Raw genomic sequence first — 16591 nt, 5'->3', positions numbered from 1 at the left:
AAATTAATAACTGCAGATACTTTTTATGGTTTAATTTTAGTTCTGGGATTTCTTTTTTCAGAATAAAAAGACAAAACAGATTTTTACTGCCTCCTTTCAAGTTCACTAAAGAACAATAGGATATTCGGATATTTTATACAACTTCTGATATTCTTGACAAGTCTCTAAAAGCTCCTGATGTGTACCTTCTCCAACAATTTTTCCTGCTTCCATAACAATCACTTGGTCAAACTCTGCAATCATAGACAATCTGTGTGCCACAACGATTACCGTTGCAGGAAGTTTAAATATATTGGCCATCACAATTTTTTCAGTAATGTTGTCCAAACCACTTGTGGGTTCATCCATAAAAATCGCCTTCGGTTGAGAAATAACTGTTCTGGCAATTGATATACGTTGCCTCTGTCCTCCGGAGAAGTTTTGACCATTTTCCGAAATTTTAGTTTCTACACCCAGAGGGAACGAGGCAACAAGCTCATCTAAATTTGCAATTTGAATACTCCTTAACAGCTCATCATCCGTGAATTTTCTCCCCATAAGGATATTCTCTCTAAAAGTACCGCTGAACAAAATATTCTCCTGAAGAACAATTCCAAGATTTTTTCGGAATTTTTTAAGTACTATTTTTTCATGTTCAACATCATCATAGTAAACTTTCCCACTCTCAACTGGAAATAGGTTAGCCATTACTTTAAGGAGCGTGGACTTACCTGAACCGCTAGCTCCGACAATAGCAATTTTTTGATGGGGTTCAATTGATAAAGAAACATTTTTTATAGCCTCTTCAGAAAAACGACTATATCTATAAGTGACATTCTCTAAATCAATCTTTCCAGTATAATTCTCAAGCGTAAATTCACCATTATCACGTTCTTGCTTCGTTTCTAAGATATCCAGTAACCTATCAATATACACCTTTATCATCAACAGTTGATTATAGACATTCGTAATAGATAGTACTGGCGTCAAAAACATAACCCCGCTTGAGCTAAAGGCCACGACAGCACCTAGTGTCATCTCTTGGCTTTGTATCATCAAGTATCCAAAGAAAAAAATAATAAGCGGATAAAAACTTTGAATACTGTTTGGAATATTTGTCAGGATTGAAGAATACTTTGCTTTCGTTCTCTCCATAATGATTTGTTGTCCAAAATTCTCACTCCAATTCTTGTAAATATATTCGTAGGAATTGGTCGCCTTGACTGTGAAGATATTATTTATCATCTCGTTAACTATATCTTGTGATTTAGTCATGACAACCATCTGATTTTGTACAATTTTCTGATTAATTCTGGCATTAATTATCGAAATACCTATCAGTATGCTTACGATAATTATTGTGATTAGCGCTAAAAACATATTCATCCAAAACATAATGAATATATAAACAACAAGAAATAAGAGGCTCAAAGCTAACTCCAGCACTTGATCAACAAGGATTTGTCTAATATAAGAATTTGAATTAATCCTATAAATTAGCTCTCCCTTACTTCGGTTGACAAAATATGAATAAGGAAGGTGTAGTAATTGATGAATAGTATTTCCAAGTAAGGTTTTGTCTATTCTTGTTTGAAGCCTCACTAAAAGCCTTATTTTTACCATGTTAATAACAAAGTAAGAAGCAATCATCAATATAATCCCTATCAAAAAAGATTGAAAAGGCATTTTAGCACTTGAGTCAATAATGCTTTGAATTACGAATGGAATAAGTAGGCTTACACAGTGGGAAAGAAGCGAAAAACTAAGAGTAACGACTAACAATTTTTTATTTTCTAAAACACTTTCTTTAAGAGTATTATTTATTTTAGAAATTTTTCTGCTTCTATGCCCGTCATTTGTAGAGTAGAGCACCACCTCTGAAAAATGTTCTTTAAAAGCCTCGAAAGACAGCTTTCTTTTTCCCAAAGCTGGATCAACAACATGAATAGTCTTTCTTATGATTTTTTCTACCACCACAAAATGCTTCAAGTCCCAGAAAGCAATAAAAGGAGTTGGAATTGATTGCACAGATTCTGCGTTAATTCTCGCAGCCTTCGACACAACGCCATACTCCTCTAAAACACTTCCTATTTGAAAAAGATTGTAGCCGCCATTGGGGACACCATACTTTTCTCTTAGTTCGACAATATTTACTTTCTTAGCAAAGTAGTCAATCATCATTGTTGCGCAAGCCAAACCACATTCAGAATGCTCACTTTGTTGTTGGAAGCGCACCTTCATAAACTAACTCTCCTTATTTTGATATTTATACGCCAAGTATGCAGAGAAGGTCTCAAATTCAAGCATCCCTGAGCTTTTCCAAAATTCTAGTTCCTCATTTTTAATATCATTATCTTCAAAATAACTGACTTGTTCTAACATCGATATTCGATTTGCATTAAATATCTTTTCAGTAAAAATATTTGCTTTTGGATAATCTATGATACTTTTAGTAATTCTTGATGATATTTCTTCTGAAACGCTATCAAGCCACTCAAGATTATTGATTTGGTCAGGCACCATTGATGCATTAGCCGTTGCAATGACATTTCCCCCCATATAATTCATGATTTCCCCTAAAGGCTTAATCACCGTATCTTGTCCATTAGTGGAACAAGTGCTCAATAAAACAACGGGTTTCCCCTGTAAGCGCAATGTGTGTGCCCACCAAGATAGCTTGTCTAGAATCACTTTTAATTCACCCGTCATGTAGTGGAGATATACAGGAGAAGCTAAAATTAATAAATCTGAACTGAGGATTTTTTCTTCTAAAAGTGGTAAATCATCCCTTTGGACACAACCCGCTTTAATAAAGCATTTATGACAACCTAGGCATGTTTTAATATTAAAATCTTGTGGGTGAGCAATTTCGATGTCAAAATCTTTCAGTTTCTCAGTAACACTAGAGATTAGTTTTGTTGTATTACCCTTCCTTCTTCTGCTTGCGTTTAAAATAAAGATTTTTTTCATGACCTCTCCCTTCGTTATGGCTTTTTTTGTTATAATGGAGGATCACAAGATAACCAATAACCTTTCTCACAGCAACAAAAATAATAAACGGTAAAGAAATATTATTTGAAGTGATTGTAATATTTATCGGAATTTCCCCAAGAACTCCACGAACAGTTATAGCCAAATATATCGCTACAGCATATACTCCCATAAATTCATAACAACCTAAAATGACCCTATCTTTTTTTAACAATACTTTTTGATATTCTATATCATTTTTAAATTTGACCTTGTTTGTTTTTTCTAAGTACTGTATATACAATAAAATACCAAGACACAGCAGAATTATAGCGACTTTCATCAAACTCCTCCTTTATAAAACATAAAATTTCAACTATTACTTATTTTGATAATGAATCTTTATAGAGCAAAATTATATGAATGGCCTAAATTTTTGTACATCATAGCTAAAACAATTAGTTGGATGTAGTATACAAAAAAGGGGAAAACTTCCCTTTAGGGTATAGACAAACTCTGTTTGAAAATATTTCTAGCGAAAAACCAATCTTCAGATTAATTGCTTCGCTCAATCGCGCTCAATGCTATTAAGTGTGGAAAAACCTACAGTTAACCTCATGGCTAGAAGATTTTCAAGAAAGGGTATTTTGACCGAGCCACTTCTTAAGGCCTTTCCTATTTTGTCTACACTCTGAAAGGAGGAAACCTCCTTATAATTGTTTAGCATCTCACAATTGAATAGATTATTCCAGCTGTTGCTCCAATACATCCAGCTGACGATACATTTGCTGTTACAAATAGTGAGTATAAGCAAGCTGGAGTAGTTCTTGCTTCAACATCTCCTGAACCTTGTACTTGCATCATTTCTGAAATTGTCATATCTTCAAATGAAGTGCCAACAATTTTATTCATATCAATTTCTGACATTTAAAAACCTCCACCATCATTCTTTAATAATCAACACGTTTTTAAAACACTTACTAACTGTGCTGTCGCCATAAATGAGACACTAAATGCACAAACCGGGGTTGTAAAGCGTGCTTCCACATCCCCTACGCCCTGAACTTGGGTCATTTCTGCAATTGTTAACTCCTCAAATGCATCACCAACAATTTTGTTTGTATTAATTTCTGACATACTTCCTCCTTTCCCACCTCAATAAAAGTGTATTTTTTATAAAAATCAAATGTGTTAAATATACTCCTTTAACTCATTCGATGTTTAATAACATAAGATTTGGTAAATCACTCAAATAGCTACTTCCCAGACCAGTTCTACCATCAAAAAGTCCTTTTATATCTGAACCTGACAGATTTTTTATTTTATAATCTCTAGAAAGTGAATTTTCTTTGATATTTGCATAAATTTGCTGACTTTTTAGTCGCCATTTATCATCTGAGCTGTACTTATATAGCTCTTCAATAGTTTTCAAAATCCCCCCTGTTCCATGGCAGAGCGAATCGTCCAATGGAATCTCATCAAGGTATTTTTCAAATTTTGTAACTAGTAGTTTAAGCTGTTCCTCAATATCTTGATTCTCAAAATATTTCAAAACTTCTATTCTGGCTTGAATCATACCAGGGATTCCCCAACACCACTTGTGCCTGTCTTCATCTTTAATGTGTAATGACATTTCTTTGGAAAACAAGTCTCTAATTGCTTCTTTATCTACTTCTTGACATGAAGCGAGTGCTAAAGCAATCCCTGATAGGCCATGAGCGATGCCTACCGAATTTAAGCTTTTGTCTTTTTGCGTAATTTTTTCTTTTAGAATAGCTTCAATAATTTTTATTGTTTGATTTGAAACCTTCTTATCTTCAAGCGTGTTATTGATTTTTTCTATAAGGCGCAAAATTCCAGCTAATCCGGATATATAATCAAACTGCTCAAATTTTTGGACATGCTCGTCTGAAAGTTCATTTAGCTTTTTAATGGTTAGATTTAAAAATTCTTCGTCTACAAGAGTTCCCAAATTTTTATATTCAACCAACATAGGATAAATAGGTGAAAGCCACCCATCAAAAGCACCTTTATAAGGCTGATGTTTGGAATATTTAATTGCTGTGTTGAGCAATTTTTTATAGTAAGAAAAATAAACGTCTTTACCTGTTTTTTGGTAGAGATTTAAGAACAGTAATCCAATACCACTTAAACCACTATAGAGACTGCCATCACTAGATTCAAGATACCAATGTTGCTCGTCATTAGTCGCTAAATTCACAAAAGAAACTTCATCCTCGAATCGTACCATGTCTTTAATGAGGTCTTGGGCAATACTTTCTGATTCTTTTACGTAATCAAATTTTCTTGTAATTTTTGACAGTTCAGTAAATCTAGTTTTCTCGTTCAAATAAGAATCAGCTACACCAAGTGACAAAAGCATAATTTTATACTGCTCTTTTATTTTAGTTTGGTCAAGCGCTTGAATTCTCTGAATCGCATCTTGTAGTCCTGAACTTTCAAAGTAATTATCATAGCTCTTATTACGACTATCAATAATATCTGTAGAATCAGTATAGGCATAAAATATAGGAATATCGTTAAAAATTAAATCTCTGACCTCGCTACTAACAATCCGCTTATCCCTATATGGATAAGCCCATGCATTCATCATCAGTCTTTCCCTATATTTCATTTCGGAATTATAGTTGGGGTGGCTAGCATAGCGCAACATCATCGCATATTGTTCTGTCCCTTTGGTCAGTACCCTAATCTTTTTCCCTTTAAATACATCCAGTAACTGGATAAATTCTTGCTTTCTCTCCATTACAAAGGTCATGAAGTCTTGAAAGGCTTCCAAAATTTTTAAGCGGTATTCTTGAAAATCAACCTCTTCATCTTGATTGTTTTGAGGAATATTGTTTCCTCCTTTAAAATATGCCTCTTGTTGCTCAAAATGGAATTGATCTGTGTTTATTCCTGTTGGGCCAAAAATTTTAGAGCTAGTTTTTACTTCCTTACCATTTAATGCGCTTAGCTCTACCTCCTTCTTGATTCCAATATTAAGGTTTTTGGGCAATAGACTTGAATTCATAACAGAATCAAGTTGTAAATGATGAGTTATTTTTGAAAAAACAGATTCATTTTCAAACATTAAGTGAGGCTGGAACATTGTCTCAATATCAATGATGATTGGATATTCACCCTCTGCAATAATATTTTCCATATGCAGATCATTAATGCCTAAAAGATAGCAGATAGCAACTAAGTAACCATATCTTGTATAAAACTTTTCTACACTCTCACTATCAGCACAATTTTTCTTTTCAATAAACGCATTGTAAGAATATTCTTTCTTATAAATCCCTTTAGGAAACCTCAAGTCAAGAAGATTAGAATTTTCGGTACACCAGTCAAGAAATCTCTCAAACGATAAGCTAAGTTCCAAATTTCTAGGCTTGTAAACAACTTTTTTATTACCGAATACTAAAATAGCTACAGCATTAGCTTGCTGATGAGAATCTCCTGTAGAAAGCTGAATTTCTGTCAGTTCTATCGTCTCTAGGTGAAAAATTTCACCTAGTTCTGGCAAGTCTATATCTATCCTCTGAATCATGTTCTTAAAATTATTTATTAAATAATTAATTCTCTCAGTTGCTACTCTTGCTGCAACTGGATACTTTGCATAGAACGAAACTAAATCATCTTTTGATGGGTAGGTTTTCTCAAGAAATTCTTGAAATCTCTCATTGCCGCTTTTTGATTCAAAATTATTTTCATGCTTGTATATTTCTAATTCGATTGCAATTAATTTTCCGAAAATATTGAACATTTCGGTTCCCGCAACTTCTACAAAAGAATGGATAATTTCTTCTGAAATGACTAGTTGTCCTAAATCCATAGTTGCTTCTGATATCTGATTTTTCAAAAAAGTAAGAAACGGCAAGTAAAACATCACGATACCATCTGAGAAATCAACAATACTATAATCAAAAATATCAATTACATTTTTAAATCTTTTAAACCATTGAACCTCTTTATAATTTCCTATCCCCAAAGGCTGGAGAGCAAACGAAAATTCTTGTAAAGAAGTATTCTTAATTTCTAACATCTCCTTAAAATAATTATCATTCAATAGTGTTCGAGCTGAACGCCATTCCTCTAAATAACTTGAATCAATTTCTTTCTCTGAAGAATAATATCTGCATTTTTCTTCAGTTATGCTAGCTGAATCAATAAATATTTTTTCTATTTCAAACGAAAAGTTTTTCATATACATCCCTACCCTCACACCAGCTCCCTAGACTAATCAAAAAAGCATATCCATATTATCCAAATTCTCAGTCTATTTAGTTTAAAACAAATGAGCTGTGCTAATTAATCTTAAACTTGAAGAATAACTTAGTAATCAAGTTATATCATCAACAACTTGATTACACCGGACTAAATCCTTTCTAAAATCCATTTACCTTTTCAGTCTAGCATTCTATTATGAATGATACAACAAGTCAATGTTCACATAGTGTGCACTTTTTTACCCTTATATAAATCTCTTTTCCCATAACCATGGCTTTCATTAATCTTTGATTCCATTTTAAGGACACAAGCTGTTTCCTTTTTCTATTTCGTATCTAAAGTTCGTTAGACCAATAAAACTTTTTTTGTTATAATTGGTTAACATTAAAATTTCAAATAAATAATGGGGAAGAGGAGTTTATACAATCCCAACGAACATATTTTCAGTGAAGGGAGTTTATCATAATTATTATAAGCGACGGTCAAAAAAAGATAATCGATGCCTTTTTTCAAGCCGCTCAGAAATATCCTAATCAAAAATTGACGCTGCAGATGATTGCAGACCAAGCAGGTTTGCGGAGAGAGTCTATTTATCGTTATCATTTTGATAACATGGAAGATATTATCGAAAAAATCCATTTTTTAATCGATAAAGACATAGACGATGAAATAACAAAATTTATGATAGGTACAAACACAAATATTGTAAAATTTGTCTCCCATACTCTCCTTCCACTTCTATATGCCAGAAAAGATTGGATAAAAGTTCTCTGTGAAACAAATGTTGACCCAAACTGGTTAAATTTTCTACAAGAAAAATATGTGCCCGTTGTAGAATCTTACCTTGATAAAATTGGAAAAAAGGAGATTTTTTCCAATGCCTATCTCGCGAACATTCTCTTAAAAGAATTTTTATCCATTCTGTCTACTTGGCTAACCGATGATAGCCCTGAGCCTGTCTCACTTTTTCAAAAAAAGTTTCTTTATCTCTTAAGCCTATCTCCTGCGGATATGGCTAACGTGAAAATGCCAAAAAGAAAGACCAATAGGTAAAGTTTATAAAAGTGAGCCTAAGCCTCTGTGTCTATTTCTATGGCTTTTTTTCATAAAAAAAGCAGTAGATTTTCATCTACCGCCCTAGAGGATACTAATATTTTAAATTTTATAAACTTTTCTTCATCATCTCAAGCAAAACTTTAACATCTTCTACTCGCGTATTTCCCGTTTCCTTATCAATAATGGAGCTGTAAACATGAGGGATGATTTTCTTAACGCCGGCATCCACGGCAATCTGGACAATCTCTTCAAAGTTTTCTAAGTCAATGCCGCCCGTTGGCTCTAAGTAAAAGTCATACTTGGCACAAGCTTCAGTAACAACTTTGTATTCTTCAATATGTTCTAAACCTTTCATGTTGAAGAATTTTACAGAAGAGCCCCCCATATCTTGGAGCAGGCGGATAGCTGTTTCGACTGGCACAACTGCTTCTGGTGCTTGGGAGCTTAAAGGTCCTGTGGCGATATTTACATAACCGACTTTTCCTGTTGGGGAAATCAAGCCATTAACCACTGTATCGTCTTGCCCCAAAAGTGCACGACTGGTTGCGACTCCTGTGAAAACTTGGTTGACATGTTGTGGCTGTAAGACAGCTGAAAGACGAGAAACCATCTGCGATTGGTTCGGATCGCCTGCGCCCAAGCCAACAGAGAGGGCATTATCCGTGACAGCAATGTAGCGTTTCATGTCTTCAATCGCTGCTTCATCTGTGGCATAATTTTTAGAAAGTACGCCAACGACAACATGACCTTCTGCTGCTTCGTATATTTCTTGAGCATTCTCCACTGAACCAGCCAAAACATTTAAGCATAGACGATTTTCTAAATAATTTGGTGTTTTTTTCATTTTTCTCCTCTTTTATTCCATAATTGTTTTAAGCTTATCGACAATGAGCTGCATTTCCGCTTCATCAACTGCGCGTATGTCAAACTCGATGATGCCGTTATTGGCTTGATATTCACGCGTATAGACAGCTGTGTCGCCTTCTTTAAGCTTGTCAATAACTTCCAGCGCATTCATAGACGATGATTCAACCTTAATGCTGGCTCTAAAGATAAGACGGCCTGCACTGTCCTGCACGATATCTGCAGTAATTCCTGAAATCTCATTGAGTCCGCTAATAAATGGAGCTAATCGTGCTTTTTGACTGCTTTCAGACTCACTTTCTGTTGCGAGATAGTGCTCCAGTGCAGTCACAAAGCCAATGATATTGTCTTTGCCGATTTTCATTGAACGGCCGATGCCTTGCCCTTGTAATTGGACCCATTTTACATACTTGTCTTTACCGATGACCATGGCTGATGATGGCGCTTCAAGTGCTTTTGCACCAGAGTAAATAACTAAGTCTGCGCCTGCTTGGTAATAAGTCCTTAAGTCTTCTTCGGCAGCTGCATCAACAATCAATGGAAGATTATGCTTTTGGGCAACCTCAGCCATTTGAGCTACTGTAAGCATTGATTTTTGCACAGTATGATGGCTCTTGATATACAGAAGAGCTGCCGTTTTATCTGTGATTTCCATTTCTACTTGTTGAGCAGAACATTGGTTAGCCCAGCCGGCTTCGACAACTTTTCCACCCCCAAGTTCAACCATGACTTGAACACCTGTTCCGTAATTCACATTATGACCTTTGGGCAAGACAATTTCACGTTTTTGGATGCGTTCTGTGAAAGGGTGAACAGCATGATATTTGTCTCCTTGACCGATAAGAGCTGCAACAGATTGGGCAATTCCTGCAGAAGCGCTGGAAACAACCGTGGCATTTTCTGCGCCGACTAAATCTGCGATATAATAGCCGGTTTTCTCCGTTAAATCACTCATTTCGAAAAAAGCTTGTCCTGCGAGCCTTTGCGCTTGCGCGACTTGGTCAGAAACCTTTGATACGCCTAGAATGGTCATTTTACCACTGGCATTGATCACTTGTTTGAGCTTAAATTTCTTATGTATATTGTCCAAATTATTTCTTCTCTCTTTCTTGATAGAGTGTTCCCGCAACAGTACAAGCAACAGGGCTTAAAATCTGTTCACTTTGCTGGACATTTCCGTTAGAGTCTACGAGTTTCTCCTGTTTGTCTTCGAGTTTGAAGAAAGTCAGGTCACCATCTTTGCCAACTTCTAAACTTCCTTTGTTTGCCAAATTGAAATTTTTAGCGGGAGCGGTTGTCACAGCTGAAATTAATTCCTCAAGTGAATAGCCAACTTTTAAAAGCTTTGATAAAGTTGTCGCCAAATCATAAACAGGGCCGTTTTTTCGGTTACGGATATAGATGTCTGTTGAAATACTTTGCGCACTTACTTCTTTCTTTCTGGCAATCTCAGCAACCTTAAAGTTGAAACTGTCAGTCCCATGTCCGATGTCAAAAATGATTCCACGACGATAGGCTTCTAGAGCAAAGTCTTTAATCTCATCACTTGTAGCTAAAATCCCGTTTTCCTTGCCATTAAAGCAATGCGTGACAATATCTCCTGCCTCTAGCTCTTGCAAGATATCCTCAAGTTTTGGCGGCGCAGAGCCAATATGAACCATCAATGGCAAATTCACTTTACTTTGTAGTTTCTTCGCCATTTGTAAGGGGATGATACCATTTTGACCAATAACGGTCTTCGACATACGTGCTTTGATCCCCACAATGAATTCAGGAAGTTCTTGGATACGCGCGATATTTTTCGCCTCATCAACAAGTGACAAATCCGAAAGTTCATCCTGAGTGACGATGCCATGTTTCGAAATATTAAGAAGGGCGAAGACATTTGTTTTAGCCTTTTTTGCAAGCTCGTAAAAGTCCTTAATATTGGCTTCACCTGAGGAGCCTGCATCAATAACTGTTGTTACACCTGTCGCTACTCCAATCTCATCGGGATAGTCATAATACAAGTCCATCATTTCAAAACAGTGCACATGTGAATCAATCCATCCGGCAGAGACATAGGCGCCCTCTGCATTAAAAACTTCTTTCGCTTCTCCCTGTAAGCGCTCGCCTAGGTCAACAATCTTGCCTGACTTTATCCCTATTTCTAAAGGATTTCCTTTGATATCTTGGACATTTTTAACAAGTAAATCAAACATTTAGTTCTCCTTTAGCCTTGAGCAACGACAGGGAAGAAAGCTCCCATAATCATCGCGCCAAGAATTGCACCACCAGCAATTGGTTTTTCCCATTTGTAAAAGATAATCGCACCGATAATTGAGCCGATTCCGACAGGGATTGAGGCTGTTGTCGCATACAAAACGATAAGCGGTCCCAAGAAACGCCCTGCGGAATTTCCTGCACCCATCATGATATCCGCACCAAAGGTTGTATCGCCTGAGCCTAAGGTAAACTTACGAATCAAGATAATCACACCACCGATAATAGCGCCGATAACACCACCTGTGAGTAAAGCCAGCGGAAAACTGTCAACTGGACCTGTGATTCCCGCAGCTAGAAACATAGCTGGAATCCCAATACCTACACCTGTTAAGATAGAACCACCCAAGTCCAAAATCCCGACTAAGGAACCTTCTAGAACACGCGCAAAGAGGAAACTTGCACCAAAAGCAGCTGCCGCACCATAAGATTCACCATCTAATCCTGCTTTCAACATGGCAACAATCGAAACTTCGTTAAAAGCGCCGACACCATAAGTTACATACATATGTGTTCCGGCAAATACAGCTGCCGCCATAATCCCCACTAAAATTGGAAACGCCCAATCCGCAAACCAAAAACTTTTTTCTTTCATCAAATCATTTTCTTGCATTCTATTTCACCTCACTTTATCTTACTGTTACTAAATCATGTAAATCTTCAAGCCAAACTGGATGCGGTAGATTAAACTGATCCAAAGCCTGTAAGTCAATTCCTCGGAAGAAAGCGGAGAAGATAAACAGTAGAATAACTGCAATAAAGATAATCTTCGTCAGCTTGCTCCAGCCACCTTCATCAACGCCTTTACCGATAAGGATACCCAAAACTACACCTGGTACGGCATTCCCCATGATAAGTTGAGCAATACCACCAAATAAGGTTGCCCAGAACCCTGTACGCTTCCCTGCATCGAGAGCTGCCAGCCAGAAAACAATAGGCATAACAAAGTTGATCAGCATTGTCGCAGCTGGAACTAAGACAGCTACAGCAGAAACTTTCAATCCTTCAGGAATAGCTGTTGCTGTCGAGTTCAAAAAAGTTACAACAATAGCGCCAAAAATTGCGCCAGCAATAGCCATTTTCTTTGGGTTATGCACCGTTTCTTCGACATTTTTATTACGTGCGAGAAGCGAAGCGGCTGCCCAGTTTGGCAAGATACGATGCGTTACATCTTGCGTGAAAGCTCCGGCACCCACGGCAGATGCCCAAGCATTAAAGAAGAAACCCAAACCAAATGAGAAATGCGATGCGGCATCGCCTTCACAGGCGTTCATTTCTCCCATTGTACGAAAAGCTCCCAAACCTTGCGTTGTCGGGATGTGGAACATTCTTGCTGCGCCCATCCCTGCTGAAAATCCTAATAAACCACCTATGACAAGTGATTTTAAGATAACGATAATATCCATAAGATAATTCTTCTCCTTTTAAATAACTTTATTAATGATTGGAATTTTTATTCCTTGTACTTCTTGACGTGTTTCTGTAAAATTGACCCTTGCCATTTCGATTATCTGCAAGTCCACAAGAACTTCCAGAGTCACTTGATATTCTTCCTTTTGTCTTGGCATGAAGAAAAAGAAGAATTTTTCTGTCCATTCTCTTTTCTGTGCTTTGAGCACTCGGATATCGTTTGGCTCGATCCTTAACAGGACGTCTTTACTGTTTTTGATAATCTCGCCTTGAATTTTATTCAAAGCACTGGCAAAGGCTGCTTTTTTCGAGTTGCCTTTGCCTTCCACAATAACTTTTCTTTGTACTTTCAACATGACTATGCCCCGTGTTTTTTCTTGTAAGCTTCAGTCAAAGCCATCCCGAGTTCTTCTGTGTCCATAAAGCCAAAGCCTAAAACTTGAATGCCTTCTTCTACAGCTGTCACTCCCTCTTGCACAGAACGCATGCCATGACGTTCGCTATAACCATATTTCGTAGCTGCTGTTAAAGCACCAGCTCCACCTGAACCACAGAAAGACAAGCCCATATCTGCCCCTTCTTTTTTCATAACATCGCCAAGGCGCATATCCGCCGCCATTCCAGGGATAACAAGAGCTTCTCCTCCTGCAGCTTCAATACCTTTGGCAATGTTTTGCCCTTTACCCATACGATCTCCGATTACGATTTTTACCATTTTATGTTCCTCCATTTTTTATTAATTAATATTTCCTAAAACATTTTCCATATGGACAGCGATAAGAAAAATTTCGCTCTCCTCAATAACCTTGATACTTCCTGCAACTTCTCGAGCAAGCTGCATCGACTGCTCACTCAGATCAGCAAAGAGGCTGCTGTCCATTTCGGGTAGCTTCTCACCAGACAGTTGCCGCGCAATAACAGCATCAAAGTGATTAATCATCACTTTCCACTGCAGCTCGCTGGCTGTCAGATTTTCTCTTGCAAATACTTGTTCAATCTCGGATACAAGAGCTTTCAGCGCCTCGATATCGCCAGAGACGACTTGCTCCTGTATACATTTTTCTACTGTGTTCATTCATTCCTCTCTGATGCCTTACTAAAATACTGCGTAAGAGCAAATATTTCTGCATCGTTAATTTCTAAGTCTCGTGTGCGAAAGACTTCTCTGACTTGTTTTGTCAATTCCGCGTCGTCCAACTTGCCAAATTCTTGATACTGCTGTTCAAACATTACCCGGTGAACCATGAGGAGGACGTGGAGCAGGAAACCTTCTTTATACTCTGGATTGAGTTTATCTTTGAGCAGTAAAGTCAGCTCCTCATAAATCATATAGCCATAAAAGATAACGTTACGGCTCATCTCTTCGCTCTTCTCTTTTCCTCCCTGCTTTGAAAATCGATCACTTTCACTTCCTAAACCTGCGTTTAACAATAAATTGACTTGCTCCTGAATCGAAAGTAAATCTCCCTTACTCACCAGAGCTTCAACTTCAATGACAGGCACGGCAATATTATCAATAGGAAAAACAGAGATAACTAAGTCAGGTTGGAGTTTTTCCACAAAGCGCCGGCAATTAATCACTGAGGCAAAGCCGACAATCTCAATCCCTTGGACTTCTTTGGCTATCTTTTGCTGAATAAAGGAAGCAACACCAACCCCAGTAGAACAGACATAAAGCACTTGAATTTTCTTGCCATAAAGCGTTTCCCTTTCTTTAGAGGCAATGAAGTGCAAGGAAACGTAAGCAACAAAAGAATCATCAAAGTCAAAGTTTTGAGGAAAGCTCTCTTTCAACGCTTGTTTTACTGCAAGAAAAATCTTTTCCTGCTTCTTTTTTATTTCTTGCACAAAGGGATTATACTCGTTGAGATACATGTTTTCCTTTGAAAAACGTAAAGAAAAGTGTGTATAGAGATTTTGAAAGAGCTGTGAATCCTTTTCAAAATTAAAGTTTATACTCTGGCTCACTCCCTGAATGATACAGGTCGTAAAGCTGTTAACATCAACCTTATCCATCCCCCCTTGTTCACTTAAAACATAACGTACCTCCTCCCGTGTCATCTCCAAGTCAAAGTGGTGATAAACTTGAGCCAAATATTTTCTCAATGCATCTTCACCACTTTCCACTTTTTCAGAGGTTTGAAATCTTTTATTGATTTTCATTCGAGAAATGGAAAGACACAAACGAATAATCAAGGAGAAAATAGCATAATTGTCAACTTCTTTTGTCAAGCTGGTAAAGTGCTCTGTTGTATATCTGACGACGCCCTTATAAATATCTTTCAGTTTTTCATTTGAAATAAGCGAGTATTCATCATAGTCGTCATCCCCCATTTCTACTCGAGTCATCAAGTTAGAAATGTCATAGTTTGTAAACTCTGTCTGCCAGACACTGGACAATAAATTTCGAATCCTTATCTCATCTCCCGATAGGCTATAACCGTATTGATTACTTTCTATAAAGACGAAAAATTCTTTAATTTCTTTTTCCAAAATCATGATGTCATTAAAAATTGTGTTCTGGCTTACCCCAAATTTCTCCGCCCAATAACTGCTGATAATCGGCTCTTCCGATAAAAACAAGTCCAGACAAATCTGATTGGCTCTTCTTTTATGATCCATAAAGGAAGAAAATCGTTCTGTTGATTGGAGAAAATCAATCAGTTCTTTCTTTTTGACTTCCTTAATATCCAGGATATAGCCGCGACCTCTTTGTGATGTTAATTCTTCTCCCTGAGAACGAAGATAATCCTTAATGGCTACGATTTCATTTTTGATGGTTCGTACAGAAATATCAAAGGACTGCGCCAACTCACTTGAAGTGGAGGCTCCTTTAGCTTTGAGCAAATAAAGCAGGATGTTTATCTGTCTCAAAGACAGTTGTATAATCATATGTCTCCTTTGTTATTCTTCCTTAATAATTGACTCTATATTTATTATAATTGAAAAACTTGTCATTTAAAACACAAATTGTATGCCCTTTCATTAGTGCAATTTTTTTATTGCTTATTTTTTGATGAAAAAACTAGACCACAGGTGTCTAGTTTCTTTTTTAATTTCTTAGGTTGTGGATGGATTTATTATTAGGGCGGGGCGTATGCCTCCATTTACAGTGCGCATTGTATTAAGTAAATAGCCTGTTAAAAAGCCTGTATTAGAAATAAGCCAAGCCTGTGTGCTAGTCGCAGGAGTACGCAACCACCACCAACCTAAAGCAGGAGTTCCCCGTTGGAACCGGCTTGGAAAAGCTCGACCCTCTCCTGTTAATCGTTCCATATCTGCCAATGAAAGGTGGAAAGCTTGAGGAGTCCCACTTGTATCTACTTGGGTAATATCTCCCGCAACCTCACCTACTAGATTTCTTGGAATCCAGCGGTCCCCCTCAAATGTAACGTCATTATGAGGCACGATTCCTGTATCGAAAGAATTGCTTACAGGACGAACAATGCCTTGGACTGACGAATCAAGAGAATCATACCAAGTAGTGATTGCATCGTCTTTTTCATACCAATTTACACTACGAATCGCATCATTCCGGATAATCATATGATTGCCAGAACCCATGTTTTCAAGATAACGGTACTGCTCACCTGCCATGGTAAAGATACGCCCCGGACGCATGGTCGAAAAGTCAAAGTCTGCTGGTGCACTGTCTTCGTTAGGCAATGGATTAGAGCCATCATCAAACATCACCCCATTCTGGATACCTTGGAGAAAGTCTTCCAGCTCCGCATGGTGTTGCTCCCCGTCATTGAGGAACTCCTCATGCTGGTCAGGGCTCACCAGCCCACTCTCGACATGAATGCCATAGTAG

Annotated in this window: 17 protein-coding genes; 1 reads left to right on the top strand and 16 read right to left on the bottom strand. The window is 37.3% G+C overall.

What is annotated here, in order from left to right:
* Nucleotides 1-105: 105 nt before the first annotated feature.
* The 6 genes from B4H39_RS01655 to lanM form a co-directional block, all read right to left on the bottom strand.
* Nucleotides 106-2220, bottom strand: a complete 2115-nt coding sequence (locus B4H39_RS01655) for a peptidase domain-containing ABC transporter (protein ID WP_251421659.1) — start codon at nucleotides 2218-2220, stop codon at nucleotides 106-108.
* A 3-nt stretch (nucleotides 2221-2223) separates the two neighbouring features.
* Nucleotides 2224-2949 carry a flavodoxin family protein gene (locus tag B4H39_RS01650; RefSeq protein WP_202231255.1) on the bottom strand — a complete coding sequence of 242 codons (726 nt, stop codon included), beginning with the start codon at nucleotides 2947-2949 and terminating at the stop codon, nucleotides 2224-2226.
* Entirely contained in the window at nucleotides 2903-3292 is a 390-nt protein-coding gene (locus B4H39_RS01645; RefSeq protein ID WP_202231256.1) for a hypothetical protein, read from the bottom strand. The genes B4H39_RS01650 and B4H39_RS01645 overlap by 47 nt, the downstream gene beginning before the upstream one ends.
* 377 nt (nucleotides 3293-3669) lie before the next feature.
* Nucleotides 3670-3876 (bottom strand): lichenicidin A2 family type 2 lantibiotic, encoded by a 207-nt coding sequence (locus tag B4H39_RS01640; RefSeq protein WP_202231257.1) that lies wholly within the window; start codon nucleotides 3874-3876, stop codon nucleotides 3670-3672.
* A 30-nt stretch (nucleotides 3877-3906) separates the two neighbouring features.
* A complete protein-coding gene (locus B4H39_RS01635) occupies nucleotides 3907-4086 on the bottom strand; it encodes a lichenicidin A2 family type 2 lantibiotic (protein ID WP_202231258.1) in 180 nt (59 codons plus the stop codon).
* A 73-nt stretch (nucleotides 4087-4159) separates the two neighbouring features.
* Nucleotides 4160-7162 (bottom strand): type 2 lanthipeptide synthetase LanM, encoded by a 3003-nt coding sequence (lanM, locus tag B4H39_RS01630; RefSeq protein WP_251421662.1) that lies wholly within the window; start codon nucleotides 7160-7162, stop codon nucleotides 4160-4162.
* A 575-nt stretch (nucleotides 7163-7737) separates the two neighbouring features.
* Between lanM and B4H39_RS01625 the strand changes: the two genes are divergently transcribed.
* Nucleotides 7738-8238 (top strand): transcriptional regulator, encoded by a 501-nt coding sequence (locus B4H39_RS01625; protein ID WP_202231444.1) that lies wholly within the window; start codon nucleotides 7738-7740, stop codon nucleotides 8236-8238.
* 109 nt (nucleotides 8239-8347) lie between these two features.
* Here the strand turns inward: B4H39_RS01625 and dagF are convergent, their stop codons facing one another.
* The 10 genes from dagF to B4H39_RS01575 all read right to left on the bottom strand — a co-directional run.
* Nucleotides 8348-9085: a 2-dehydro-3-deoxy-phosphogluconate aldolase gene (gene dagF, locus B4H39_RS01620; protein ID WP_251421665.1), complete on the bottom strand. Its 738-nt coding sequence runs from the start codon at nucleotides 9083-9085 to the stop codon at nucleotides 8348-8350.
* Nucleotides 9086-9097: 12 nt separating this feature from the next.
* Nucleotides 9098-10195 carry a DgaE family pyridoxal phosphate-dependent ammonia lyase gene (locus B4H39_RS01615; protein WP_251421668.1) on the bottom strand — a complete coding sequence of 366 codons (1098 nt, stop codon included), beginning with the start codon at nucleotides 10193-10195 and terminating at the stop codon, nucleotides 9098-9100.
* A gap of 1 nt (nucleotide 10196) precedes the next feature.
* A complete protein-coding gene (locus B4H39_RS01610) occupies nucleotides 10197-11306 on the bottom strand; it encodes an amidohydrolase/deacetylase family metallohydrolase (protein WP_251421671.1) in 1110 nt (369 codons plus the stop codon).
* Nucleotides 11307-11317: 11 nt separating this feature from the next.
* Complete coding sequence (locus tag B4H39_RS01605) at nucleotides 11318-11980, bottom strand: DUF4310 family protein (RefSeq protein ID WP_251421674.1); 663 nt, start codon at nucleotides 11978-11980, stop codon at nucleotides 11318-11320.
* 16 nt (nucleotides 11981-11996) lie between these two features.
* Nucleotides 11997-12773, bottom strand: a complete 777-nt coding sequence (locus B4H39_RS01600) for a DUF4311 domain-containing protein (protein WP_251421677.1) — start codon at nucleotides 12771-12773, stop codon at nucleotides 11997-11999.
* 18 nt (nucleotides 12774-12791) lie between these two features.
* Nucleotides 12792-13133 (bottom strand): DUF4312 family protein, encoded by a 342-nt coding sequence (locus tag B4H39_RS01595; RefSeq protein ID WP_202231450.1) that lies wholly within the window; start codon nucleotides 13131-13133, stop codon nucleotides 12792-12794.
* Nucleotides 13134-13135: 2 nt separating this feature from the next.
* The gene (locus B4H39_RS01590; protein ID WP_202231451.1) at nucleotides 13136-13492 is read right to left on the bottom strand and encodes an SFCGS family glycine-rich protein; all 357 of its coding nucleotides are present in this window, start codon (nucleotides 13490-13492) and stop codon (nucleotides 13136-13138) included.
* Between the two features lie 21 nt (nucleotides 13493-13513).
* Nucleotides 13514-13852, bottom strand: coding sequence for a hypothetical protein (locus B4H39_RS01585; RefSeq protein WP_202231452.1), 339 nt, complete (start codon nucleotides 13850-13852; stop codon nucleotides 13514-13516).
* Nucleotides 13849-15669, bottom strand: coding sequence for an HTH domain-containing protein (locus tag B4H39_RS01580; protein WP_251421680.1), 1821 nt, complete (start codon nucleotides 15667-15669; stop codon nucleotides 13849-13851). The genes B4H39_RS01585 and B4H39_RS01580 overlap by 4 nt, the downstream gene beginning before the upstream one ends.
* 168 nt (nucleotides 15670-15837) lie before the next feature.
* A partial coding sequence (locus B4H39_RS01575; protein WP_286927478.1) for a DUF6273 domain-containing protein occupies nucleotides 15838-16591 on the bottom strand: 754 nt, incomplete at its 5' end.

It is taken from the genome of Lactococcus sp. UBA7128 (assembly GCF_002492185.1).
Lineage (GTDB): Bacteria > Bacillota > Bacilli > Lactobacillales > Streptococcaceae > Lactococcus > Lactococcus muris.
This window is presented reverse-complemented; position numbering and strand designations above follow the sequence as displayed.

What these genes read in the sequence shown, in the direction of transcription:
- B4H39_RS01655 (WP_251421659.1), bottom strand. Translation starts at nt 2,220, where the DNA reads ATGAAGGTGCGCTTCCAACAACAAAGTGAGCATTCTGAATGTGGTTTG.
- B4H39_RS01610 (WP_251421671.1), bottom strand. Translation starts at nt 11,306, where the DNA reads ATGTTTGATTTACTTGTTAAAAATGTCCAAGATATCAAAGGAAATCCT.
- B4H39_RS01600 (WP_251421677.1), bottom strand. Translation starts at nt 12,773, where the DNA reads ATGGATATTATCGTTATCTTAAAATCACTTGTCATAGGTGGTTTATTA.
- B4H39_RS01645 (WP_202231256.1), bottom strand. Translation starts at nt 3,292, where the DNA reads ATGAAAGTCGCTATAATTCTGCTGTGTCTTGGTATTTTATTGTATATA.
- dagF (WP_251421665.1), bottom strand. Translation starts at nt 9,085, where the DNA reads ATGAAAAAAACACCAAATTATTTAGAAAATCGTCTATGCTTAAATGTT.
- B4H39_RS01605 (WP_251421674.1), bottom strand. Translation starts at nt 11,980, where the DNA reads ATGCAAGAAAATGATTTGATGAAAGAAAAAAGTTTTTGGTTTGCGGAT.
- B4H39_RS01580 (WP_251421680.1), bottom strand. Translation starts at nt 15,669, where the DNA reads ATGATTATACAACTGTCTTTGAGACAGATAAACATCCTGCTTTATTTG.
- B4H39_RS01635 (WP_202231258.1), bottom strand. Translation starts at nt 4,086, where the DNA reads ATGTCAGAAATTAATACAAACAAAATTGTTGGTGATGCATTTGAGGAG.
- B4H39_RS01585 (WP_202231452.1), bottom strand. Translation starts at nt 13,852, where the DNA reads ATGAACACAGTAGAAAAATGTATACAGGAGCAAGTCGTCTCTGGCGAT.
- lanM (WP_251421662.1), bottom strand. Translation starts at nt 7,162, where the DNA reads ATGAAAAACTTTTCGTTTGAAATAGAAAAAATATTTATTGATTCAGCT.
- B4H39_RS01590 (WP_202231451.1), bottom strand. Translation starts at nt 13,492, where the DNA reads ATGGTAAAAATCGTAATCGGAGATCGTATGGGTAAAGGGCAAAACATT.
- B4H39_RS01640 (WP_202231257.1), bottom strand. Translation starts at nt 3,876, where the DNA reads ATGTCAGAAATTGATATGAATAAAATTGTTGGCACTTCATTTGAAGAT.
- B4H39_RS01595 (WP_202231450.1), bottom strand. Translation starts at nt 13,133, where the DNA reads ATGTTGAAAGTACAAAGAAAAGTTATTGTGGAAGGCAAAGGCAACTCG.
- B4H39_RS01625 (WP_202231444.1), top strand. Translation starts at nt 7,738, where the DNA reads ATGATTGCAGACCAAGCAGGTTTGCGGAGAGAGTCTATTTATCGTTAT.
- B4H39_RS01650 (WP_202231255.1), bottom strand. Translation starts at nt 2,949, where the DNA reads ATGAAAAAAATCTTTATTTTAAACGCAAGCAGAAGAAGGAAGGGTAAT.